Origin of the sequence: Arenibacter amylolyticus (assembly GCF_002150785.1) — a bacterium.
In the GTDB taxonomy this organism is placed as follows: domain Bacteria; phylum Bacteroidota; class Bacteroidia; order Flavobacteriales; family Flavobacteriaceae; genus Arenibacter; species Arenibacter amylolyticus.
In genome coordinates this window covers 48,441-72,018 of the sequence record NZ_MTAZ01000034.1, presented here as the reverse complement: position 1 = coordinate 72,018, position 23,578 = coordinate 48,441, and the positions used below count along the sequence as shown (strand labels likewise).

The 23,578-nt window shown below is 40.8% G+C and carries 18 protein-coding genes; 10 read left to right on the top strand and 8 right to left on the bottom strand.

Annotation, left to right across the window (positions count from 1 at the left end):
* Positions 1 to 209: 209 nt before the first annotated feature.
* The 4 genes from BV214_RS12605 to BV214_RS12590 all read left to right on the top strand — a co-directional run bounded on the left by BV214_RS12605 (position 210) and on the right by BV214_RS12590 (position 10,703).
* Positions 210 to 7,736: a PKD domain-containing protein gene (locus tag BV214_RS12605; protein WP_086477868.1), complete on the top strand. Its 7,527-nt coding sequence runs from the start codon at positions 210 to 212 to the stop codon at positions 7,734 to 7,736.
* 2 nt (positions 7,737 to 7,738) lie between these two features.
* Positions 7,739 to 8,737 carry a type IX secretion system membrane protein PorP/SprF gene (locus BV214_RS12600; protein ID WP_086477867.1) on the top strand — a complete coding sequence of 333 codons (999 nt, stop codon included), beginning with the start codon at positions 7,739 to 7,741 and terminating at the stop codon, positions 8,735 to 8,737.
* Positions 8,738 to 8,945: 208 nt separating this feature from the next.
* Positions 8,946 to 9,458: a TlpA family protein disulfide reductase gene (locus tag BV214_RS12595; RefSeq protein WP_223883352.1), complete on the top strand. Its 513-nt coding sequence runs from the start codon at positions 8,946 to 8,948 to the stop codon at positions 9,456 to 9,458.
* Positions 9,459 to 10,703 carry a hypothetical protein gene (locus BV214_RS12590; protein ID WP_086477866.1) on the top strand — a complete coding sequence of 415 codons (1,245 nt, stop codon included), beginning with the start codon at positions 9,459 to 9,461 and terminating at the stop codon, positions 10,701 to 10,703. It abuts the gene before it with no gap.
* Positions 10,704 to 10,789: 86 nt separating this feature from the next.
* On the opposite strand, the gene BV214_RS12585 is transcribed toward BV214_RS12590, so the two are convergent.
* From BV214_RS12585 to BV214_RS12550, 8 genes are all read right to left on the bottom strand, one after another.
* On the bottom strand, positions 10,790 to 11,356 hold the full coding sequence (locus BV214_RS12585; protein WP_086477865.1) for a DUF1572 family protein: 567 nt from the start codon (positions 11,354 to 11,356) through the stop codon (positions 10,790 to 10,792).
* A gap of 280 nt (positions 11,357 to 11,636) precedes the next feature.
* Positions 11,637 to 11,834: a hypothetical protein gene (locus BV214_RS12580; protein WP_086477864.1), complete on the bottom strand. Its 198-nt coding sequence runs from the start codon at positions 11,832 to 11,834 to the stop codon at positions 11,637 to 11,639.
* An 89-nt stretch (positions 11,835 to 11,923) separates the two neighbouring features.
* Complete coding sequence (locus BV214_RS12575) at positions 11,924 to 12,088, bottom strand: DUF1328 domain-containing protein (RefSeq protein ID WP_086477863.1); 165 nt, start codon at positions 12,086 to 12,088, stop codon at positions 11,924 to 11,926.
* A 600-nt stretch (positions 12,089 to 12,688) separates the two neighbouring features.
* Positions 12,689 to 13,159, bottom strand: a complete 471-nt coding sequence (locus BV214_RS12570) for a hypothetical protein (RefSeq protein WP_086477862.1) — start codon at positions 13,157 to 13,159, stop codon at positions 12,689 to 12,691.
* Between the two features lie 94 nt (positions 13,160 to 13,253).
* Positions 13,254 to 13,619, bottom strand: coding sequence for a hypothetical protein (locus BV214_RS12565; protein WP_086477861.1), 366 nt, complete (start codon positions 13,617 to 13,619; stop codon positions 13,254 to 13,256).
* Positions 13,620 to 14,334: 715 nt separating this feature from the next.
* Complete coding sequence (locus tag BV214_RS12560) at positions 14,335 to 15,027, bottom strand: mechanosensitive ion channel family protein (protein ID WP_245806792.1); 693 nt, start codon at positions 15,025 to 15,027, stop codon at positions 14,335 to 14,337.
* Between the two features lie 724 nt (positions 15,028 to 15,751).
* Complete coding sequence (locus BV214_RS12555) at positions 15,752 to 16,759, bottom strand: lipoate--protein ligase (RefSeq protein WP_086477859.1); 1,008 nt, start codon at positions 16,757 to 16,759, stop codon at positions 15,752 to 15,754.
* A 1,157-nt stretch (positions 16,760 to 17,916) separates the two neighbouring features.
* On the bottom strand, positions 17,917 to 18,828 hold the full coding sequence (locus BV214_RS12550; RefSeq protein WP_086477858.1) for a helix-turn-helix domain-containing protein: 912 nt from the start codon (positions 18,826 to 18,828) through the stop codon (positions 17,917 to 17,919).
* A gap of 265 nt (positions 18,829 to 19,093) precedes the next feature.
* On the opposite strand from BV214_RS12550, the gene BV214_RS12545 reads away from it, so the two are divergent.
* The 6 genes from BV214_RS12545 to BV214_RS12520 are packed head-to-tail and all read left to right on the top strand — an operon-like array spanning position 19,094 to position 23,478.
* Positions 19,094 to 19,852 carry a carboxymuconolactone decarboxylase family protein gene (locus tag BV214_RS12545; protein WP_086477857.1) on the top strand — a complete coding sequence of 253 codons (759 nt, stop codon included), beginning with the start codon at positions 19,094 to 19,096 and terminating at the stop codon, positions 19,850 to 19,852.
* Positions 19,853 to 19,857: 5 nt separating this feature from the next.
* Entirely contained in the window at positions 19,858 to 20,367 is a 510-nt protein-coding gene (locus tag BV214_RS12540; protein WP_217868745.1) for a cupin domain-containing protein, read from the top strand.
* A gap of 44 nt (positions 20,368 to 20,411) precedes the next feature.
* The gene (locus tag BV214_RS12535) at positions 20,412 to 21,521 is read left to right on the top strand and encodes an alpha/beta hydrolase (RefSeq protein ID WP_086477855.1); all 1,110 of its coding nucleotides are present in this window, start codon (positions 20,412 to 20,414) and stop codon (positions 21,519 to 21,521) included.
* Between the two features lie 39 nt (positions 21,522 to 21,560).
* Positions 21,561 to 22,409 (top strand): DUF4440 domain-containing protein, encoded by an 849-nt coding sequence (locus BV214_RS12530; protein WP_086477905.1) that lies wholly within the window; start codon positions 21,561 to 21,563, stop codon positions 22,407 to 22,409.
* Positions 22,410 to 22,424: 15 nt separating this feature from the next.
* The gene (locus BV214_RS12525) at positions 22,425 to 22,877 is read left to right on the top strand and encodes a nuclear transport factor 2 family protein (RefSeq protein WP_086477854.1); all 453 of its coding nucleotides are present in this window, start codon (positions 22,425 to 22,427) and stop codon (positions 22,875 to 22,877) included.
* A 13-nt stretch (positions 22,878 to 22,890) separates the two neighbouring features.
* The gene (locus BV214_RS12520) at positions 22,891 to 23,478 is read left to right on the top strand and encodes a flavodoxin family protein (protein ID WP_086477853.1); all 588 of its coding nucleotides are present in this window, start codon (positions 22,891 to 22,893) and stop codon (positions 23,476 to 23,478) included.
* The last annotated feature ends 100 nt before the right edge of the window (positions 23,479 to 23,578 follow it).

The window sequence follows — 23,578 nt, the reverse complement described above, 5'->3', positions numbered from 1 at the left end:
AAAATATGGGAAGCATTAAAGATTTTTCACATTAGGATTGATAGTTCACCACACAAATATACGGTTTCACAACAAAACTGGATATGGAAGGTTTAATACCTAAAAAATCGACAATATCCTTAACTCCTCCACCGTTATAGGGTCTTTCACCATACTTGGGTCTAATAATCTGTTTAAATGCAGGTAAATCAGTTAAAGGGAGCATTATCATGATAACAAATTCCATAAAAACAGCCACATTCATACTTCTGATAATGGTTTCTCTATGGCACGGCAACGCACAACTAAGCAGTAGTATAGAGAACGGCAGTTTCAACACCTGTGGTAACAGCTTGCCCAATTCCCAATTAAACCTAGGCAGTTTATTTCTAACGGAAAACTTAGCAACCGATGTTGGCCAAGGCTCCTATACGTTCTATTTGGAAGCCCCCTCCAACTTTGAGATTACAGCCAGCGAAGCTAATACAAGTGGGGCGGATATTTCATCGATCTCCGTAATCCAAGCCCCCAATAACACCTCCAGACTGGAAGTAACCGTAACCGCTAATGCCCAAGCAACAGTGGATGTGATTACTATAAAAAACGTGCGCATTACCTTAAAACCCACTGCCACTACTACAGATGGAAGTATTAAATATATACTGGATGGGAATACCAATCACCTAAATGGACTAACAGACGGAGAGGAAATTGCCACTATAGAATTTATACCCCTTTCTGGCGGAACCGGAGTAGATCAACAAGTATGTTCCCTATCCAAGGTACAGGCCATTGGGATTGCAGCCTCCAATATTGTACAAAACAGAAGTTTTGCATGGGAAAAGGAAATAAACGGTAGTTGGGAGGCAATTCCTAATTCAAACAAAGAGTCCTTACCAATTAACTTGGCCAATATTACCAATGGGGTAAATAAATATAGACGAGCCACCTCATTCAATTTAAACGGACAGAGTTGTACAGAAATGAGCACCCCTGCCATCGTAACCGTAAATGAAATTACCCCAGGCCGAATTACAGAGGGAGCCTCTCAAAATATTTGTACGGGAGAAACTCCCCAACAATTAAATACCGCAGCTGAGGTAGCTGTAACCCCAGGAGGTCGACATTCCTACCAGTGGTACCAATACAATTCCGGGGAATGGCAACCCATTCCGAACGCTACCGAAAATTTTTATCAACCCCCGGCTTTAACTACCTCTACATCTTATAAAAGACGAATCACCAATGTATTAAATGGTTTTAGCTGTTATATGGATACTCCTGCAGCCACCATCACCGTAAACTCTTCTGTTTTAGGTGGCACAGCTACAGATCAAAAGATTTGCTCCCTAGAGGAGCTGCAATTGCTTACCATTAACAATGGGGAAAACAATGGCAGCTACCAATGGCAAAAACGTATCAACAACAATTGGGTAAATATTAATGGCGCTACCAATAGCACCTACAATGCGTCTGCCAATATTGCTCCCGGAGTGCAGGAATATAGGCGTATCACCACCATTTCCGGTGCAAGCTGCCAAGGAATTAGTTCCGTGGCTACCATTACCTATACCAATTTTAATGTAGGGAATATTTCTGGTGCCCAAACCATTTGTTATAATCAGGTTCCCAATCCCATCACCTCAGCGAAGAATGCTTCAGGTTCCGGGACCATCTCCTACCAATGGGAAGCGTATAATGGAAATGCATGGACCTCAATTTCCGGGGCCACCAATGCGGAATATCAGCCTGTCGCCCTAACCCAAACCACAAAATACAGAAGACAGGACAGCATTGTACTAAATGGCCATAGTTGCTCGGAATATACCAACCAAATAGAAATTGTAGTGCTCCAAGAAATTCAAGGAGGAACTGCCAGCGTAGACCAAACTATTTGTCAGGCCGATATTCCATCCCCTATAACCATCGAAAACGGTACTCCCCAAGGCCCTAATATTACCTACCAATGGCAGGCGGCAACCACAGGAGGCTTCACCAATATTAATGGAGAAACCAATGCTTCCCTCAGTTTTTCCACAGCGCCAACGACTACCACAACCTATAGGAGACAGACCATTATAACAAATAATGCAACCGTTTGTCACGAGTTTTCTACAGAAAGCACCGTTTATGTGAACAGCCTAGGAATTGGCAGTATAGGTAATGACCAGGATGTCTGTGAAGGGCAGCAACCAGAGACCATTATTGCTTTGGGGAATACCACCACCCCAGGAAACCTAACCCATACTTGGGAAGCGTCTGTTGATAATGGTATCAGTTGGACTACCATTGCAGCGGCTAAAGGAACCACCTATACCCCAGGAATTCTTTCTACTTCTACCAAGTTTAGACGCTTAGATTCCAGTAGCTATCAGGGAAAAGTGTGTACTGCATACACCAATGAGGTAACCGTAAACGTAGCTGGAACAATTTCTGGCGGTGAAGGGTCTGCAGATCAGGTAGTATGTGAGGGAGAAGCTCCGGCCCCTATTACCGTTGCCAATGGAACCCCAGCTGGAACAGGAATAAATTACCAATGGTATTCCTCCACGGATAATATTGCATATACCCAAATACCAGGAGAAACTGGAGAAACCCTACATTTTTCCAATGGAATTACGGTCTCCACTTTCTACAAAAGACAAGTAACCAATACCAATAATGGTTTTAATTGCGAAGGATTTAGTACGCCTACCCAGGTTACCTTGCTTAGCCTAACGGCAGGAACTGTCGTCCAGACCCAAACCGTATGTGGTGATGCAAACATTCCCCCACTCACCAGTAGCGAAAATGCCACCTCTAACGGAACCATTGCCTACGCTTGGCAAAGCTCCACAGATGGGGAAAACTGGAATACAATTGCAAACGCCAACCAAGCCACCTTCACCCCAATAAATGAGGGGGAAATACAAACCTTTTATAGAAGGGTGGCTACCAGTACCCTGGGGACAAGCTCCTGTGAAGCTATTACCACCCCCGTATTAGTATATATAAACAAGTTTGAAGATGCAGAAAACCATAAAATCACCTTTTCTTCTGGGGCCACAGGAACTACAGAAATATGCAATGGTGGGGATCCACAACCTTTTGGGGTTAATTACCCTCTAATCGCTTCTGGTGAACTTACCTACCAATGGGAAGCTTCCGATGACAATATTAATTTTACCCAAATTCCAGATGCCACCCAGGCTTTCTTTGACCCTCCGGTAGTAACAGAAAATAAATACTATAGAAGAATTACCACCTCTACCTTAAACGGAGTCAGTTGCAGTGTTACCAGTAACGTCCTAACCGTCATAAATGGAGGCAATGCCACAGGAGGAGTCATTGGGACTACCAATGCCAACGGTACCCAGGGTAGCAATGAGGAAGTAATCTGTAATGGGGACATTCCCAGTGGAATTATAGAGATGGAAGCATCCACTGGCGATGACACCCTAAGCTATCAGTGGTATAAAAACGGTAGTCTAATACCGGGAGCGACCAGTATAAACTTTGCTCCTTCGAACCCCATATTTAAAACAACCACCTATATAAGAACCACTACCAATACCGATATTAACGGGGTGGAGTGTATTGTAGATAGCAATCCGGTGACCGTTTTAGTTCCTCAAGCAGACAATCTAGGCCAGGACATCACTATTTGTTACAATGATATGCCTCCGTCCCTTGGCAATCCCAGTGCTATAGAAGGCCTGCCTTATTTAGACTTCCAATGGTATCAATCCGATGATAATATAACTTTTACCCCTATCGTAGGCGCAACCGATGCCACGTATTCAATGGGAGCCCCATTAACCGCAGACAAATATTTCCGAAGGGATTATCTCACCACTGTAGATAATAGGGTGTGCGGACCTTTTGTACCGAGCAACGTAATAAAAATTAGTATTAACGATGTAGATGGTGGCAGTATTTCTGGAGCTCAAAAGATTTGTTTTGGAGACGATCCAAGCATCTTGGGAAGCACCGTAGATGCTACGGCAGACGGAGTCCTAAAATACCAGTGGTATTCCTCTATAGATAACGCCACTTGGGGAAAAATACAAGGGGCAACCAACGGCACCTACGACCCCCAAGCAGGCAACTACCCCACTACTTATTTCAAAAGAACCGCCATATCTACCTTAAATGGAGTACTATGCATGGCTGATAGCAATATTATTGTTGTAGAGGTGGCAGACAAATTAGTACCAGGGAGCCTCACCAGCGATCAGACCCTTTGTGAGGGCGATACCCCAAGCACCCTAACCGTTACCGATGCAAGTAATTTTCCCGATCAACACTATAAGTGGTTAGCTTCCTTAGATGGGAATACGTGGACCGAAACAGGTGTCACCACCGCATCTTACACACCTCCTACTCCCACCGAAACAACCTACTATAAGAGGACCCTGACAAGGACTTCCCTAGGTGACCAAACCTGCACGGTAGCCACCAACCCTGTGAAGATTACATACAATGCCGTGGATGCCGGACAAATAGCAGATAATCAGTCTATCTGTGAAGGCGACCAACCTAAAGCGCTTGTAGAAATAGTTGCTGCTTCAGGGGCAGGCATCTTATCGTACCAGTGGTATTCTTCGGAAGACAACCAATCCTACCATCCGGTGGTTAATGCTAATCAACCAACCTATACTCCGCCTGCTACCTTAACAAAATCTACCTATTACAAAAGAAGTGTAACCAGTACCCTCAATGGAGTGGCTTGTTCCGATGAAACTGCCCCCATATTGGTAACGGTAATTCCCTATCCAATTATCAACAACCAGGATATTATTGCCAATGATATTACCGGTGTTAGTTGCTTTGGAGGAGATGATGGGCGTATTGTAATACCCAACGAAAGGATTACTGGAGGGAGTACCGCACAAAAACAGATGAATACCGTTTCATTTTTTGGAACCCCTACCCTAGGCAATAAATACAGTTTAATTATCAACGGAATTGTATACGAACATCAGGTTACCTTAAATGGCATTAACCAACCCCAGAACAATAGTGAAATTGCCGCTGCTTTGGCCCAAAAGGTAAACAGTGCAACGGGCGCCAAACTCAGTGAGGTTATTGCAGCCAGTAATTACCATGAGATTAGTTTAACCGCTAAAGTTGCGGGAATTAGTTTTACCGTTTATGTTAGTACGGGGAGTGACTCCAATGTTAGTGCATCCAATGTTCTAACCCAGGCCAACCGGGTTGCCAATACATATAAATGGATCAAAGTTGGCGATGATAGCTTTTCTGCCACCACCCTCAGCCTGAGTAATTTATCGGCAGGCGTTTATCAACTTACGGTATACAACGAGCGCTGTAGCGTTACCTCCCTGCCCTTTCAAGTATCAGAACCAGAGAAACTTACTATGTCTATTGGGGATACGTGTAATACGGTGATTACAGCAATCAGCGCAGGTGGGGTTGCACCCTTTACCTATACGCTGACCAAACCGGATGGAACCAGCACAGTACAAACCTCCAATAACCCCAAAATTACCTATACCGGATTAAGCGGAGGAGAAAACTATACGGTAACTGTGCAGGATGCTTCCTGTTCCATTTCCGTATCCAAATCGGTAACTCTTCCCATGGGATTACAATTTGACCAGGCTTCGGTTGTGGTGAAAAATGTTAGCTGTTTTGGTCAAAATGATGGATCTATAAGTTTAAATAATGGAACTACCACAGTAACCGGCGGCTTCCCTCCTTATAATTTTAGCTGGACAGGTCCCAACAATGTAAGCTATAACACAGAAAACATTAGTAATTTGGCTCCTGGGGTATACGTATTGTCGATCACAGATCAGGTAGGCTGCTCTACTACCTACACCGCCCATGTGGCCTCTAAGGCAGCAATGGAATTTAGCAGTATACAGCTAGTAAACGAGCAATTACAATGTGCCGAAGACTCCAACGCAGAAATAAACATTCAGGTAAAATCGGATCCAAGCAGTCAGTTACAAATAAATTGGTATAAGAATGGAACTAGCTATGCTACCAATACTACCAACCTTACCAATCTAGGTGGTGGTAGCTATGAGGTTGTGGTTACCGATACCAATAGCAATCCTGATGCCCCTTGTACTATCCGTAAGACCTTTGTTATAAAAGCCCCTCAGGCTTTTAGTGCTACCGAAATTGATTCGCAAAGTGCAAGTTGTTTCGATCCTAATACGGGAAGATCATTTACCATAGCTATAGAGGGCGGTACTGCACCTTACCAATATTCAATAAACAACGGTGCAGCGGTACTATTCAATTCTAAGGAAACCACAATAAGCGGTCTCAATAGCGAGGGCCATGTAATTACGGTTACCGATGCCAATCAATGTAAGGTAGAAACCTTTAACCTAGCTCCTTATGAGGCATTGTCCTACAAGGGCCCCCAGGAATTCACCTTGGCGCCATGTGAAGGGGAATATAACTTTTCGTTGGATACCAAATTGGTAAGCGGTGGTTCTCCTTTTAAGGATGCAAATAATACCCCGTATTATTTATACGATTGGGAAGGACCCGATAATTTTGTAGCACAGGATATAACCAGTTTCACAGCAATTCCGGGCACCTATACCTTAACTATTACCGATAGTAAGGACTGTATTTCCCAACAACTCCATTTTACCTTTGCCACCTCCCATCCTCCAATTGTAGTGGACAAAACAGTAAAACCAGTAAGTTGTGGATCCACTAACGATGGGGCTATCTCTATCGCTGTTTCTGGTGGACTAAGGCCTTACTCCATAGTTTGGGAAAAGGAAGTTGCCGGAACCACTTCCAATCCCGACCCTCAATTTGCCCCCATGGGACAAAATAGAACGGAATTTAGCAATCTGGAAGAAGGTAGGTATAGGCTTACCGTAACAAGCAATATTAATGGATGTTCCAATGACGATCCATCTTATTACTACCGAGAAATAATACAGGTAAAGAAAACCGAATCGCTTCAAAAATTGGACGGACCATTTTTGGACGAAGCCTTATGTCTTGGAAATCCAGGGAGTATTTCCGTATCCATTTTTAACAGTTATGGGGGCGATGTAAGCTTCTATTATAATAATGCGCTAATGCCCTCTGTAAAAACCGATGTTAATACCTATTCCATTCAAATTGCCAATCCCATGGAAAATGCCTCCTTAAATGTGGTTAACGACCAAGGATGCGGCTTTACGCTACCTATTAGCACTGGGGTACCCGAGCCGTCCTTTAGCTATAGCTCGGCAGAATACGATATTACAGGACTTTTATTGGCCAAGGAAGATATTAGGTTCAACATCCATAATGAGGGTTACACCAAGGCAAGATGGGATTTTGGCGACGGAAGTCCCACAGTAAACATAGATCCCACTGTGGAGGGTTCCTTGGCAACCCACAGCTACAATTACCCCGGACAATTTACGGTTACCCTAAACCTATTTAATGAGCAAGGTTGTAGTAAATCCGTGCAGCAAACCGTACAGATTGGTAAGGGATACGACGTAATGTTCCCCAATGTCTTCTCTGCTAATGCAGATGGAATCAACGATTATTTTCAGGGTGAATTTACAGGGATATCGTCCTTTACCTTTCAAATTTTTGATATGTGGGGCAGCCTAGTTTACACTGTGGCCTATGATTATAACAACATGCCCATCCACTGGGGATGGAATGGAAACTATAGTTCTGGAAAACCCTATAAACACAAGTCATTTAGATACTTATTCGTAGGAACCACCAAGGACAACAACCAAATCACAAAAACTGGCGAAGCCTCCATATTAAGATAATAATGAAAAAAAATAATCTTATAACCTTACTGTTTATTGTTGTTTCGCTGGGGAGTTATGCACAGGAAAAATTTGTTCATAACCTCAGTAAGGTTCCTGCCTCCCTAAATCCAAGTTTTCATGCATTTAAGGACAAAACCCGAGTTGGGGTATTGGCAGAATTTGCAGGTCAGAATCAAGGTTCTCATTCGCAACACAAATACGCCTTTGGGTCCACCGCATTTGAAGAGTACAATTTTCAATTGGGAGTAGACCTTTTTAATAACAACCTCAACAATGAGGGATATAAATATACTTCGGCGGCACTCAGTTATATGTACAGATTAAGGCTTCCCAATGACTGGTTGTTGTACCCAGGAATTTCGGGGGGCTACAGCAACTACCGATACGATTTTAACAACCTTACGTTTCAAGATCAGATCAATATATTTTCGGGTCAAATAAGTGCCAATACCATAGACCCCATCACCGCATCGGAAAATATTGGGTATTTGGATCTAGGGGCTTCTGTTTTAGTACATAACGATATCAATATGCTCTTTGGGCTATCGTTTAAACATCTTAATCAGCCAAAAATATCTTCCAGACAAAGTGAAATTAACGTTAACCTTAATATGCTCATCTCCGGACAATTTGGGTATGAGCTGGATATCAATAAATACGGACAGGCAAAATTACCGGAGTTTTCATATCTATATTTTTTTAATGCGGTATCTGTACAGGGGCCCAATACCCGCTTAGATTTTTATCAGGATGTTACCTTGGGAAACTTTAGCATTGGTATAAATGAACATATTAATTTTATGGAAAATGCCTCTTTTACGGAGGTAGGATTTGCCAGCAGCCTGATATTGGAAACTTTTGAGTTGGGGCTGAATTATAGGTTGCCCTTTGGGGCCGAGGCCAAGCAATTTATTCCCAATTCGTTGGAATTATTTTTAGTGTTCGATATTTCCCGATTTAAAGAACGACGAAGATCCAATTATAGTAGGTTTTACTAAACAGTCAGCTAATCCCTATTCAGGATTATAGGAATGTGCGTGCGGTACTCGTTTTTATAGGGAATACCCAAGGGAGAATGATTTTTCGGTTGCATAAACCCCTTGCTACCTCACTGCATGGATAAAAAAATAAAGGTAATGCTTCTCGGATTTAGCTTTAATAAGATATATTTATAACCTAGACAATCGCTAATTAGGCACTATAGGCATGAAAAAAATCTTTCTCTATTTACTGTTTCCCTTAATGATTTCAACTTCATGTAAGCAGGTGAAAAAACAGAACGAAGCTCCCACATCCGATGCAACGGTTACTCAACAAACTCCCACCCCAACTTCCATATATGTAGATTTGGAGGGCAATCCTATCTCCTTATCCGATTATCAGGGAAAGAAGATACTTCTCAATTTTTGGGCTACTTGGTGCAGACCTTGCATTGCCGAAATGCCCTCTTTGTTAAGAGCTAAAGAGATTTTAGAAAAGGAAAACTACCAATTTCTATTGGTCTCCGATCAATCCGTCAAGAAAATCACCGATTTTAAAGAGCGGGTAGATTATGATTTTAATTTTATCAGGACCACTGCTGCCCTTTCCCAATTAAATATCTATGCCCTTCCCACCACATTCATCTATAATGAAAAAGGGGAGAAAGTAGAGGAAATTACCGGCGCCGTTGAATGGGATGCTGAAACCATGATCACCAAACTTAAAAATATTCAGTAAATGCACGCCTTCAAATTTTCACCACTCCTCGTAATTATTCTCCTTGTAAGCGCTTGTAACACCGGGAATAAAAAAGAAAAAAAAGGGGCAACAACAGGCCAGGAAATAGTGCGTAATATTCCCTCTCCATCGGGTACGGGAAGTTCCCTTCCATTTTTATTTACAGATGGTAGCAATGCCATACTATCTTGGGTAGAAGCAGTTAATGATACCACACATCGCCTAAAATATGCCGAGCTAGTAGAGGATGCTTGGCAGCAACCGAAAGAAATAATCACAGGTAAGGATTGGTTTGTAAATTGGGCCGACTTCCCAATGATTACAGCGAATAATGGGAATTTACTTTCTCACGTGCTAAGGAAGTCGTCCCCCGGCACTTATTCATACGACATAAAATTGAACGTGCTCCCCGCTGGAGATTCCGTTTGGAGCACCTCCCTTCCCCTACACACAGATGGCACTGAGACAGAACATGGTTTTGTAACCGCACTCCCCTATAAAGAGAATTCATTTTTTGTTACTTGGCTCGATGGCCGAAATACTTCGAGCGCAGGACATGGCGAGGGGCATGCAGGTGCCATGAGCCTAAGAGCTGCCGAGGTTTCTGCAAAAGGATGGGTAGGCAATGAAGTTTTGTTGGACGATAGAACCTGCGATTGTTGCCAGACCACTGCCGCCATTACTTCTAATGGCCCAGTAGTACTCTATAGGGATCGTACCGAGGATGAAGTTAGGGATATTTCCATTACAAGAAGGGTTAACGGAAAATGGACTGCCCCAAGATCTATCAATGAGGATGGCTGGGAAATTAAGGGATGTCCTGTGAACGGCCCTAAGGCAGCCGCTATTGGCAATACGCTTGGCGTAAGCTGGTTTACTGCGGCCAATAACCAACCTAAGGTAAACCTGATTTTTTCCCATGATGGTGGCGAAAATTTTGATACTCCCATTGTTATAAGTGAAAAGGCTCCTTTGGGCAGGGTAGATTTATTAATGATAGATGAAGAATATGCCATCGTAAGCTGGATGGAAGCGACCGACACGGATGCACGCCTATTGGCGATGAAAGTACACGCTACCGGTAAAAAATACAACGCAATAGTAGTAGATAGTCTAAGCGCATCTAGGAGATCTGGTTTACCACAAATGGGGCTTGTAAAGGATAAGGTCCACTTTGCGTGGACAAATATATCGGAAAAAGAAACCTCTATTAAAACTGCCTATATTAACCTAAACAATTTTTAAGTTGGATTACTAAACCTAATTAATTAGGTGTTCTGGCTAATAGTAGCATTAAGTATTTTTCACCTACAAAAAATCAGGTCTAGGGGCTATCCTTTTTTAATAATGTCATCCGTAAAGGATCCGCCGTGTTTTCCTTTGGAGAATTTGATTTCATTAAACGCATCGGATTTTCCCTTCGGAATGGATAAGCTCTTCCATTCGGCACCTTTAATCATTCGGCCTATATAAACCATTTGTCCTATATGGTAGGCATAGTGCGCCAATTGTCTATTTATTGCTTCAGGAATGGTATGTGCCTGATTTCTAATATAAATGGTAGAATCCAAATTTTCCTTATCAAGCAAGTTTAGAGCCGTAAAAACGGATTGCCAACCTTCATTCCATTTAAGCAACATTTCCTCCTTAGTCCTAATCACATCCTCAAATTCTAAATCGCGCTGACGCCAAACTTTTTCCCCATCCGTAGTTAGAAAGTCGGTCCACCTAGATTTCATATTTCCACAAAGATGGTGAACGATGATGGCTATGGAGTTAGACGCATCATTAAATTGCCAGAAAAAATCCTTTTCCTCCAACTGCTCCATTGTTTTTTCACCAAGGGACTTATAGTATTCAAAAAGTTGTATACTGATATGCAGTTCGCTTAGCTCCATTACAATCTTTTAGTTAGCAGAATTAATAGGCCTACAAATACTAGGTTAGGGGTTTTATACCAACGCCACCAACTAGTAACACTATAGTCTTTTGAAATAAGATTTCAAAAGCTAGCACCAGCTCCTATTATCTTTAGAGCGCAGTTTTTGAGCCATTAATGTTATAAAAAACATAGCGGAGGGGTATACAGCCCTATACCTTTGAAGCACCTAAGACGGAATCCAAAGGACAAGTGATTTGGTATAAAAAGAACCTACAAACAATTTTAAACACCTTTAATTACAGACTCTCTAAGGGGTCATAGGTAGTAAGAAAGGTATTTTTAGGATAGGTATAGCCCTTTGATTTCTTTGAAGAAATAGATTTTTTTCCCTCGACTTCCACAAAAACTTCATCCCGTTTATTAAAACTGTTTCGCGACCGCATCAACTTATAGCTATCTATAAAAACTTTATTCTCATGCTTCTCCTTTTTCATTTGGGAGGGATTTTAGAGGGTCTACATAATAAAATGGTAACACTAGTACCATTAAATGAAGCTTAGCTCCATTCTACACGTAATGAATCCTATATTTTATTGGACCTGCCGGCAATTATGGAGATTACGCTCAATGCCAAAAATATAAAGAATAGAATTTTGGCAATGGACACAGCACCAGAAGCAAATCCTCCGTATCCAAAAACTGCTGCTATTAGCGCAAGTACCACGAAAATAATAGTCCACTTTAACATTTCCTTCCATTTTCAGTCACTGCATAGAAAGTATACTGACTTCCTACACCTACTGAGTATTCGCATTTTCAATTTACAATAAAAAACAATGACATATATCATGTTCGATATTAAAACTAACCCAATCGATTAATACGGATAAGGTTGCCGTGCGCTACAGGGGCCCCCCCCCTTATAGATTTTCACCTTAATGCACCTCAAACTCCCAGTAATTACTACTAAAACCTATAAAGTGTTAGTATAATCGCCTTATAAAGAAGTGGGAAAGTGAATCCTAGGAAACTTGCTGAGTTATTCCTGAAATTCTAAACTACCAAAATAAAAATCAGTAAGCTTTACAGGAATTAGGAATCAAATTAAGTGCTCTTTATCCTATATATGGCGTTCCCTAAGGCTATGGGGTAGAGCAACCTAGTCTAGGAATGTTAAAAAAAAGCTATAACCGTTAAATAATTAGAGGGTCTCTTTTTTGTTGAATAATTTTGTCGCTCATAATCTACAGTCATAGTGTAGTGTATGAAAACGACGTAAAAGGAGGGCGTGCAATTTCGGGAGCGCCCTCTTTTTTTTGGCCACTCTGACCTTTGCAGTAGAGGCCTATTATTTTTTCCTAAATGAATAAACCGCTTTCTCTGCCTTTAATAAATTCGTTTTAGCCAATTGAGCATCAATTCCAAACTCCTTTACTTTCTCTGGATTATTCAGAATACGCGAGACTAGAGGGTGTTTGCCTTTGTATTGGTTTATGCTACGCAAGGTAACTCCCACGTTATCGGGATGATTTACAATTTCTGCAATCTCCTGGTTGGTATGGGTTGCCTTAAACCGATCAAATAAGATTTCGGCAGATATAATATGCTCATAATCATACCGATCACCCCCTCTAAGCAATTTACCTGTGTAGCAATCGTGAAATAGCGCTATACTTTCACCATCATAAGCCCTTCCCCTCTTTAAGGCTACCTCGTGCATCAATGCCTTTCTTTTAGCAAATGCCTCATCAATTTCCTTTCGCCAATAAGGTCGGTTGGGATTAATTATTTGGTTTTTGGTAAGTTTCTCTTTTTCCATAATAATCGGCTTTAATTCAGAATATATTTTATGGGTAGCATGGCATTCTGCCTAAAAAATAGAAGGAGTACTCTATGCCCTTAGCTAAGTCAATTTAATTTTTGGTTGGAAATAATTTAAGAACTCGATTAATGATATTTAAGATAAAAACCACCGCTAATAGTTGATAAACCAAGGAAAATATGGCTATAAATATATTTGCTCTCATAGCGGTTTCCAGAAATGTCCATAACCATAAGATAACTGAGGCAATAATCCATACCATTGAGGATCCGTCCCCGAGGTCAGACATGCCCATTGCCAACCAAATACATCCCACAGCCAGCACCCCTCTAATAATAACTCCTAGATTAAATATGTTGTAATCGTACTTCTCGTTGGAACTAGACCACAGGTAATAGCCCAAACCTAAAAATAAGGCGATCCCTAGAATTCCTAAAATGATATAAATAGCTGTCATGCAAATGGTTTTAAAGGATTTTAAAATGCGACCACCCTTGGGATGGTATATCTAATGATTCATTATTTCTAATAATCGTCGCTAGGCCGTAAAAACACTGATGGACAGGAACTCTTAAAATTGTTTTTCGTACGGATAGCTTCAGATTTTACATGATAGACTTTAAGCGCTAAGAAATTAACGGCATTCCCAATACTGGGATACTGTAATGAAGATGGCAATATCCCTGAGGGATAAAGGGGAGGAAACATATTTTATTGGTTTAGTTGGTTAAATTTCATCTAGTTATAGCTAATTACTTCTCAAAACGCGATTTAAATATTTTATCCATACAAGTAGGTTTTAGCACCTTGCCCCCCACCCGCCTATGGTAAACAATTAACTTAAAGATCGCATTATTTGTAAGTAAATATATATAACTTTTGAAAGAAAATAAAATATGTTTATTAAGTTTAAACTAAATCCCAATAAAGCTAAGGACTTGGTAAGGTAGAAAGGCTTTTATTGAAACAGCAAGACACCGCTTATTATTTGGAAGTAATAGCGTATGGAAATAAAATCTATAAGATTTATTTCTCTTCAAGTTATTGGTTGGGCGTTAAAGAAGTGGAACTGACTTCGTATTAACAGCAATCTAAAGATTACTGCAAGCTACGGCCTTTCCATTCTACTTAGATATTCTTTAGAATAGTTGCATCTAGATGCCTTACTCTTTTTAGGATTTCATATGCACATCCATCTGTGGGAAAGGAATGGAGATATTGCTTTGAATAAATTTCCTATTTATTATTCGGCGAATATCACTTTTCATTCTAGCCGATCCAAAAACGGTACTACTATAAAAAAGCACTTGAAAATCTAAGGATGAATTTCCAAAATTCACCAATCTTGCTTCCGGTAATTTTTGATCATCTACCTCTGGATGTTCCATGGCGCTCTCATGTAGAATTTTAATAACGAGCTCTACATCACTACCATAGGCAACTCCCACATCTATCCTAAAGCGATTAAGGTTTGTTTGATGGCTCCAATTAATAACTTTATTGGTTGTTATTAAGGAGTTGGGGATAATAATTGAAATATCATCTGTGTTGAGGCCTTTGGAAGTACGCAAGCCTATTTCCTGAATTTTCACAATATCCCCATCTATTTCAAGAATATCGGAAATTCTAATGGACCTTTCGGAAAGCAAAATTATGCCCGAAATTATATCGTTAAATGTTTGCTGTAAACCTAGACCAACTCCCACCAGCAAAGCCGCCGAACCTGCAATTAATAGGGTTACCTTTACCCCTAAGGTTTCTAGGATAAATGCAATGGCTATTATCCACAGAATATATTTTATTATTTGAAATAAAGAATAAGTGTTCCCTTCATTAAAGTGCTCTAAATTTCTCCTACGAAACATAGATTTCTTTATCAGCCATAAAATTACCCTCGTTAAGATTATTATTAATAACGCTATAAAAAGAGTAACAACCTTCAAATTATATTTCCCGATTCTTAAAAGATCAAATTCTAAAAAATTGTTTATTAATTCCATTATATTGGATTTAAGAATTGTTATTTCTAAGGGCTATACGATCCCGTTGAAAGGAACGGTAAAAGAGCGAGTTTTAATTTACGGACCTGCGCCAACATGGCAAGATCCCTTGGATATGTACCAGATAATCCCAGCTTAAAGGTAACTTCCAATAGTTTTCGGTTTATATAAAATTACGCAAACCCTGCGACTTGTTCTCCCAAAATGACTGATTATAAATTGGGACGCATCAGATTATTAGGCTCCCTTAAACACATGATAATAGCCCAATTTACCTAAATAATAATTCTACCTTCTTTCTTATGGGGTTTCTGCTCCACCCAGATTTCTACCAGGAATTTCTCCATCTATAAGGCTAGGGTTACATCATGTACTTCCGTGGCCATAAAACCACAGGAGTTTTTATTCCAAAATGTCTCAATAGTTATTTATTAATGGAGGTGATTTTTAGAGGACACTTCACCTTAAATAAACCCAGAAACAACTACATACCCTAGGCATACACCTCTACTTTAAAAACACACCCCCCCCCCCGCTAAGAGAGTTAAAAAAGCCAATTTCAGTATTCCTCTCACCCTCGTTTAACAAGCTAATCCGCCACGTCCGCACCATATACCAATTGGGCAAAGTCGTTTTTAGGGAGGTCGCCAAAATACTCTTTGATATCTACATCATTTAAAAGCGCCAAAATATCCTCTGACTCATAGCGAACACCTATAAAACGTTCTTCTAGACTTTTCAGTGGTTCTTTCCCAAAAAAGTCTCCATAGATCTTAAAGTCCTGTATATGCCCCTTTTCAACAAAAATCCGTACATCCAACTCACCCACAGGAAAGCGTTTGCTTCGTTGAATATTAAACTTGGGCGATTTTCCATAATTCCAGTCCCAAGTATCGTATTTCTCCTCCTTTAACCGGTGTACCCCCTCCCATTCCTCTGGCGTAAGCTGATACTTCTCAAAAGGCTCGCTCTCCTCATAAAGTCCGGCCAATAACAAGCTCCTGAACTCCTCAATCTTAATGGGCTGTTTTAAATATTCTGAGATATTGGCTACACGACTGCGAACGGATTTATGGCCTTTAGACACTATCTTGTCCATTTTAACATTTAGTGCATTTACCACTTCCTCCAAATCGGTGTCCAATAATAAAGTTCCATGACTTACCATTCTTTTACCTGTTGAAAATTGAGCGGTACCAGAGATTTTTTTTTCAGCTACTTGTATATCATTGCGCCCCTTAAGTTGGGCCTTCACCCCTAAAGCGTTTAAAACCTTAATTACGGGAGCTGTGAATTTTTCAAAATTACTTAGGCTTTTCCCATCGTGGTTGGTGATGAAGCTGAAATTGAGGTTTCCAAAATCGTGATATACCGCTCCCCCACCAGAAATTCTACGTACTACGTGGATATTATGGTCTTCAACATATTGGTGGTTTATCTCCTCCAAGGTGTTTTGGTTTCGACCTATAATGATGGATGGTTCATTGATATAAAACAACAAATAATCATTCGCAGGATTAAACTTTCTCAAAATATATTCTTCCAGTGCTAAATTTAAGCGTGGGTTGGTATTTACTTCGTTCTCTATAAAAATCATTTCTTTAGGTATTTGTGTTTTATAAGGTGAAAAAAGCTGATTTACAGCAATATACCAACCGTAATTATTAAACCCATGGCCCTAGCATCAATAACAATAGCCCCCTTGCTCACAATCGTCCATTAAGAAAAAAGCAGAAAGTGGCTAGTATATAATCGCGAAATAAAGGTAATGGATATTGGGCAATAATTAATACACTACGCCAACCCTTATGTTGTAGGTAGGGTTTGAAATAGAAAATTGTAGGCTAGCGCCTTATTCCTTTTTTTGTTTCAGATCGTTTCTCAAAACTGCGTTTTGGAACTCCCTCACAAGAAATAACACCGACCAGAACAGGATTTGCAGAATCCTAATAAACCCTTTGCTGCAAATGCAAAAGTGAAGGCTAGCGCCTTAACCCTTTTTTACTTGGTCGGGATGACAGCATCCAATAACTAAATCCAAGCAACTGACAATCAGGACTTTGCGTACGTTTATTTAATGTATAATCCCGCTATTGACATGTTAATCAAATATGTAACTAAATGAAAGTAAATACTATGCGTTTTTACTACCTCTAAGTTACAAAGAAAATTATTTTACAAGCAACATTTTTTACATCCTTTAAAAAAACATCTCCGAAAAATAATTTGATACAAACAATCTAGGAAAAGACTAGGTGTTTGGTGGAGATAGAATATTAAAGAGCAGAATTATAGTGATCCAAACCATGTGTTTTTAATGATTGGGATACTGACTTTAAATTGCCAAGATCTTTCTGAACGATTCCCTTTAATCCTATCGAATTATATATGTATAGTTTTGTATTCTTTCTAATGAGAATATTAACCAGATGGTGTAAATTATGTTCTTCTGTATTTACTCCAACATGTCAAAATCCATCATGGGCATTTAAAGGTTAAGAGTGTAAACTTATTAAAGATACGGGAAAAATAAACTATGTTTATTCTGAGCATCAAAAAAGTACTTGACTTTTATTATTGTAGATCATACGGTCGTTTAAATATACTTTGTTATTTCCCTTAAAGGAAAATTACTGGAACTTCTAAAAAGAGAGGTGGAACAACAGACAGTTATTGAGATGGTTTTGTGATGATTCACAAAATGACCGCTTAAAGGCATATTGGTAAATACACCGAATATCGCCGTGATCTTAATCAATTTAAATCCCTAAACTCGCGAGGTGAATGTCCAACACGTTGTTTAAACAATCTGGTGAAATGCTGTGGATATTTGAAACCAAGCTCGAAAGCAATTTCACTCAATGATTTGGTCGGATCAAAAACCCTTTCCTTTGCCACCTCGATCAATTTGCTTTGAATGTACTCTTGTGCAGATTTCCCTGTCTCTTTTTTAACCAGATCCCCAAAGTAATTGGAAGATAGGTTTAATCGCTCTGCGAAATAACCTACCGTAGGAGTACCATGCTTTTGTGGCTTATCGGAGGTGAAATAGTCGTTCAAAAATTGATCGAACTCTTGCATGGAACTTATGTTTTCGATCTCGCGGGTCAAGAATTGCCGGTCATAGAAACGTGTGCAATAGTCCAAAAAGAGCTCGATGTTGGCCACAATCAGTTTTTTGCTGTGCTTGTCCAAGTTCTGCTCCAGTTCAAACTGTATTTTTTCCAATAAGCTTAAGATCACCTTGCGTTCTTTAGCCGAGAGATGGAGTGCCTCGTTACTTGAATAGGCGAAAAAATTATATATATGCATTTTTTTTCCCAATTCTGTACCCAGTAACAAGTCTGGGTGAAATAGCATTGCATAGCCCTTTGGCACGTAATCTGGATCAAAACCACCTAACTCGATGGTCTGGTTAGGAGCCATGAAAACAAGGGTACCCTCGTCATAGTCGTAGGGTTTGCCCCCATAATGGATTTTACACCCTTTTACATCCTTGAGGAAAATAGCATAGCACTTAAAATGGAAAGCATCATATTGGTTGTTTGTATAGCCTTCCTCGCTGAGCTTGTCAAAATCGATAATGGCCACCAAAGGATGCAGCACCTCCCAGTTTCGAAGTTTACAATAGTCCGAAACCGATTTGATGTACAAGATTTTATCCATTTTCAATAATTTTTTATTAAAGATAAGACATTGATTATAAGTAATTAAAATTGCTTTTCACTAATCCGTAATAATGGTAGGTTTATCCGTAATTTGGGTAAGTATTTTTGGTTTTTGAAGTGTTAATTTTGAATGTTAAATACAGAGAAGTGCCAAAAGGATACGAATTATTATTTCGGAGGCCACTTCAAAGACTTACCTTAAGGGGAATGTTATTCGCCAACTGATCAAAAAATGACCGATCGCTAAAAAGAAACAGGATATAATGGAGATTAATAATAGGGTAATAAAAAAACTGAAGACATTGATTTTTGCTTCACTTGCTACTTTCCTTCTTGGTTTTACGGCCAGCTCGAAAGCACAAGCAACCGGCAGTACCACAAAGATGTTGGATAATAAGCAAAAATCGATTATCATCATTTCGTCACTAACGGCAAAAGGGGATATGGAAAAATTAGAAACCGCTTTGGTCGACGGTTTGGATTCTGGCCTAACCGTTAACGAAATAAAAGAGGTAATGGTACACCTGTATGCCTATTGTGGATTTCCACGCAGCCTGCGCGGTATGCGAACTTTTATTAAAGTATTGGAGGAACGAAAGGTTAATGGAATTAAGGATATTATAGGGAAGGACGCTAGTCTCATCGAGGATACGATTCCGAAATACGATAGGGGGAAGGTTATTTTAGAAGAATTGGTTCAAAACAAATTAGACGGGCCACCGGCCGATTATGCACAATTTGCCCCAATAATAGAAGTCTTTTTAAAGGAACACTTGTTTGCCGATATTTTTGAGCGTGATATTTTGAACTACCAACAAAGGGAACTGGTCACGGTTTCTGTACTGGCAACTATTGGAGGTGTAGAACCAATGCTTAGTTCGCATCTAAATATCTGTTTGATACAGGGAATCACCCCAGAACAATTATCTGAATTGGTGGATCTCCTGGAAAAAAATGTGGACAGATCAAAAATTGTATCGGCCAGGGAAGTTTTAAGCGAATTATTGGAACCCAAAAAATGAACAAGATGAAATTTAAAAATGGTTTACTTGTATTTTCTGTGATGGTGTTATTACTTTCCTGCAAGGAACAAAACAGTTCCGAAATACAAAATATTGAAACGGTAGCGGTGATGCCGGAACAGGAGGCATCCCTTATATTTACAAAAGGCAACAAAATAACCAACAACAATTTTGTGGGCACCGCCTATGTGAGCATGCTCATTAGTGTAGATAGTTTAAACCATACGTACGTAGGCAACGTGACCTTTGAACCGGGCGCGCGTACCAACTGGCATTCCCATCCCTCTGGGCAAATCATTTTGGTTGTCGATGGCGAAGGGTATTATCAGGAAAAAGGAAGTCCCAAACGGGTTTTACAGAAAGGGGATGCCGTAAAATGTCCGCCGAACCTTCCACATTGGCACGGGGCCAGTAGCGACAGCGAGTTTATACAATTGGCGATTTCAAGTAGTGAAAATGGACCCACGGAGTGGTTGGAGCCCGTTACGGAAGAGGAATACAACGCAAATAACTGATAGGGTAAATTGATTTGTAGTAGCACCCTAATAACATCAAAAATATGAACAGAGTACTAGTACATTTAAAAACCAATCTTTTCTTTACCCTGGGGAGTATCTTTTTATGGGTGTTCTTGGGCCATGCCCAAAAGCTGCCCATATCCATTCTAGAACAAGGTAGTTTTACCGTAGGAGGAACGATAAAGACCAGTCCAGGAGCCTTTGATCCCATAGCGCATGGGGCATTCAACCCAACAAATCAAAGCGCGGAGGGCCAGTCCCTTCACGGGGACCATGCCACGGTATTTTACCAAGTTCCCGTAGATGCCAATAAATTACCTCTGGTGTTTTGGCACGGCTTCGGACAGTCCATGCGCACTTGGCAGACTACTCCCGACGGCAGGGAAGGTTTTCAGAGTATTTTTCTACGACGCGGTTTCCCAGTAAATTTGGTAGATCAGCCCAGAAGGGGGCTGTCCGGACGTAGTACGGAACCAACTACCATCAAAGCCTCTACCGATGACCAGCTTTGGTTCGGCATCTTTAGAGTTGGCGTAGGCACGGAATTTTATCCGGATATCCAGTTTTCCAAAGACCCGGAAGCCCTGAACCAGTATTTTAGACAGATTACCCCGGATACCGGCCCACTCGATATCATGGTCAATATTGATGCCGTTTCCGCCTTGTTCGATAAAATTGGCGAGGGCATCTTGGTGACCCATTCCCATAGCGGAGGGCAAGGCTGGATGACCGCCCTTAAAAATAAAAACATCAAGGCAATCGCCTCCTATGAGCCCGGAAGTAATTTTGTATTCCCCGAGGGTGAAGTACCAGCATCGATTACGTATGTGGGCGGTACATTAAGTGCCAGGGGCGTTCCAATGTCCAAATTCAAAAGACTGACCGAAATACCAATTGTTATCTATTACGGCGATAATATCCCCGATGAACCCGTGGAAAACCCGGCGCAGGAACAATGGCGCGCTGCGGTCACGATGGCCAAATTATGGAGGGATACCGTCAATAAACACGGTGGCGATGTGACCTTGATCCAATTGCCAGATGTTGGTCTCAAAGGCAATACCCACTTCCCCATGTCGGACTTGAACAATCAAAAAGTGGCCAACCTGTTATCCGTTTGGTTAAAGGAAAAGGGGCTGGACAAGAAATAAACAAAAAATGTAAGCTAGAACACGTTTAAAATGAAAAACATGAAAAGAATACTTTATTCCTTATTATTTGCGGCAGCTATTATTCATCCGGCTTTGGCCCAAGATGCCATTTTTCCAAAAGGCACTTTGGCCAAAAACGTACACCACACAGGGGATGTTTGGCTGAGCCATGTCGTTGATGCCGATGCAACCTTTGACTGGAGCGTTGCCCAGGCCGTGTCCGCTCCAGGAGCAAAACTGAACTGGCACCTGCATCCCAAAGGGCAACAACTATTAATTACCCATGGCGTGGGACTTTATCAGGAAAAAGGTAAGGAAGTGAAAGTGGTACGGGCGGGCGATGTGGTGATATGCCAACCGAATGTGGAACATTGGCACGGCGCAGCTTCTAATAGCCCGGTAACCTATTTGGCCATAAGCGGCAATGCACCCACGGAGTGGACTGACGAACTGACCGATGAGGCCTATAATGCCATTCCAGCACCTAAATTGAACGATGCCAATATCGAAACCGAAATCAAGGAACTCTCCCAACAAAAATGGCAATGGATGGCCGATAAAAAGGTGGATAAATTAGCTACCCTTTTCCATGACAAATCAAAATTTGTGCACATGAGCGGTTCCTGGAAAAAGGACAGGGAGCTGGAAATCATAAAAACGGGAAGCATTTGGTACAAAAATGCCGAGGTACATGATATTGCTGTTGAATCGTTCGGAGATGACACCGCCGTGCTTTGGAACCGTATTACGCTCACTGCCCATGTAAGGGGAAATGACGTTAAAAACGAGTTTACCGTAACGGAATTCTATAAAAAGGAAGCAGGCGATTGGAAATTATTGGACCTGACCTTTAGTAGTGTACGGGATACCCATGAAATTGAACACTAAACTTAAAAAAACAAAATGTTAAACAATAAACTGATTTTACGCGTACTAATCGCTTTTTTAAGCCTGCCAATGGCCATGGCGCAATCTGCCGATATCGAACAGGAAATCAAACAACTTTCCCAACAAAAATGGCAATGGATGGCCGACAAGGATGCGGACAAACTGGCGGAACTTTTCCATGAGAAGGCCAAGTTCGTGCATATGGGAGGTACCTGGGGCAAAGACCGGGAAGTGGATATTATCCGAAGCGGCGGAATCCATTATAAAAAGGCAGATGTGCATGAGGTTATGGTAGAAGTGTTGAATGAAAATACCGTGATACTTTGGAATAGAATTACGCTCCTGGCCGCTGTAGGCGGAAACGAAGTAACCAACCCTTTTATGGTAACGGAAGTCTATGTGAAGGAAAATGACAACTGGAAATTGGCCAATCTGACCTTTAGTAAGCTGCTGACACCAGAAGGTTAATAGCAAGTCGATTATGAAAATGTTATTTCTATGCTTTCTAATAGTTTCGGTAGGTTATTTCCCAAAAGAGGAAAAAAATAAATCTGAAAAAATCTTGATTGTATATCATTCAAGGACCAATAACACCAAGGCCGTTGCCGAGATGATCCAAGAAGAGGTCGGTGGAGATTTGGTGGCCCTTGTACTGGAAAATCCCTATCCTGAGGATTACCATGCCATCGTGAAGCAAGTGGCCGAAGAAAACGAAATCGGTTTTATACCTCCGCTGAAGACCAAAGTAGATATGGCCCGATACGATACGGTCTTTTTGGGATTTCCTACTTGGGGCATGCAGCTTCCTCCCCCCATAAAAAGCTTTTTGAATCAATATGACCTAAGTGATAAAACGATTATTCCATTCAATACCAATGCTGGGTATGGAGTGGGTAGCAGCTTCCGGACCGTTAAAAAACTTTGTCCGAACAGCACTGTTTTAGAAGGCTTTTCCATAAAGGGCGGTGTAGAGCGGGATGGTATTTACCTTGCCATAAAAGGAGATGTTGCAGCAAAAACGGAAACTGAGGTAAAAAAATGGCTTAACCGGATAGAGGTCCTAGAGTAGCAACTTAAGGATTATATGAATCTTGTACATAAGCTTTTTTTAAAATTGTTTCAATTCTGTCATTTTAGGTATCCTTAAATTTCGTAAATTTATAATACTC

Bases quoted from the DNA above. Each gene is read 5' to 3' on its own strand.
- BV214_RS12525 (WP_086477854.1), top strand. From the start codon at position 22,425: ATGTTAAACAATAAACTGATTTTACGCGTACTAATCGCTTTTTTAAGC.
- BV214_RS12555 (WP_086477859.1), bottom strand. From the start codon at position 16,759: ATGATTTTTATAGAGAACGAAGTAAATACCAACCCACGCTTAAATTTA.
- BV214_RS12560 (WP_245806792.1), bottom strand. From the start codon at position 15,027: ATGTTTCGTAGGAGAAATTTAGAGCACTTTAATGAAGGGAACACTTAT.
- BV214_RS12540 (WP_217868745.1), top strand. From the start codon at position 19,858: ATGAAATTTAAAAATGGTTTACTTGTATTTTCTGTGATGGTGTTATTA.
- BV214_RS12600 (WP_086477867.1), top strand. From the start codon at position 7,739: ATGAAAAAAAATAATCTTATAACCTTACTGTTTATTGTTGTTTCGCTG.
- BV214_RS12585 (WP_086477865.1), bottom strand. From the start codon at position 11,356: ATGGAGCTAAGCGAACTGCATATCAGTATACAACTTTTTGAATACTAT.
- BV214_RS12570 (WP_086477862.1), bottom strand. From the start codon at position 13,159: ATGGAAAAAGAGAAACTTACCAAAAACCAAATAATTAATCCCAACCGA.
- BV214_RS12520 (WP_086477853.1), top strand. From the start codon at position 22,891: ATGAAAATGTTATTTCTATGCTTTCTAATAGTTTCGGTAGGTTATTTC.
- BV214_RS12595 (WP_223883352.1), top strand. From the start codon at position 8,946: ATGAAAAAAATCTTTCTCTATTTACTGTTTCCCTTAATGATTTCAACT.
- BV214_RS12565 (WP_086477861.1), bottom strand. From the start codon at position 13,619: ATGACAGCTATTTATATCATTTTAGGAATTCTAGGGATCGCCTTATTT.
- BV214_RS12530 (WP_086477905.1), top strand. From the start codon at position 21,561: ATGAAAAGAATACTTTATTCCTTATTATTTGCGGCAGCTATTATTCAT.
- BV214_RS12535 (WP_086477855.1), top strand. From the start codon at position 20,412: ATGAACAGAGTACTAGTACATTTAAAAACCAATCTTTTCTTTACCCTG.
- BV214_RS12575 (WP_086477863.1), bottom strand. From the start codon at position 12,088: ATGTTAAAGTGGACTATTATTTTCGTGGTACTTGCGCTAATAGCAGCA.
- BV214_RS12580 (WP_086477864.1), bottom strand. From the start codon at position 11,834: ATGAAAAAGGAGAAGCATGAGAATAAAGTTTTTATAGATAGCTATAAG.
- BV214_RS12545 (WP_086477857.1), top strand. From the start codon at position 19,094: ATGGAGATTAATAATAGGGTAATAAAAAAACTGAAGACATTGATTTTT.
- BV214_RS12550 (WP_086477858.1), bottom strand. From the start codon at position 18,828: ATGGATAAAATCTTGTACATCAAATCGGTTTCGGACTATTGTAAACTT.
- BV214_RS12590 (WP_086477866.1), top strand. From the start codon at position 9,459: ATGCACGCCTTCAAATTTTCACCACTCCTCGTAATTATTCTCCTTGTA.
- BV214_RS12605 (WP_086477868.1), top strand. From the start codon at position 210: ATGATAACAAATTCCATAAAAACAGCCACATTCATACTTCTGATAATG.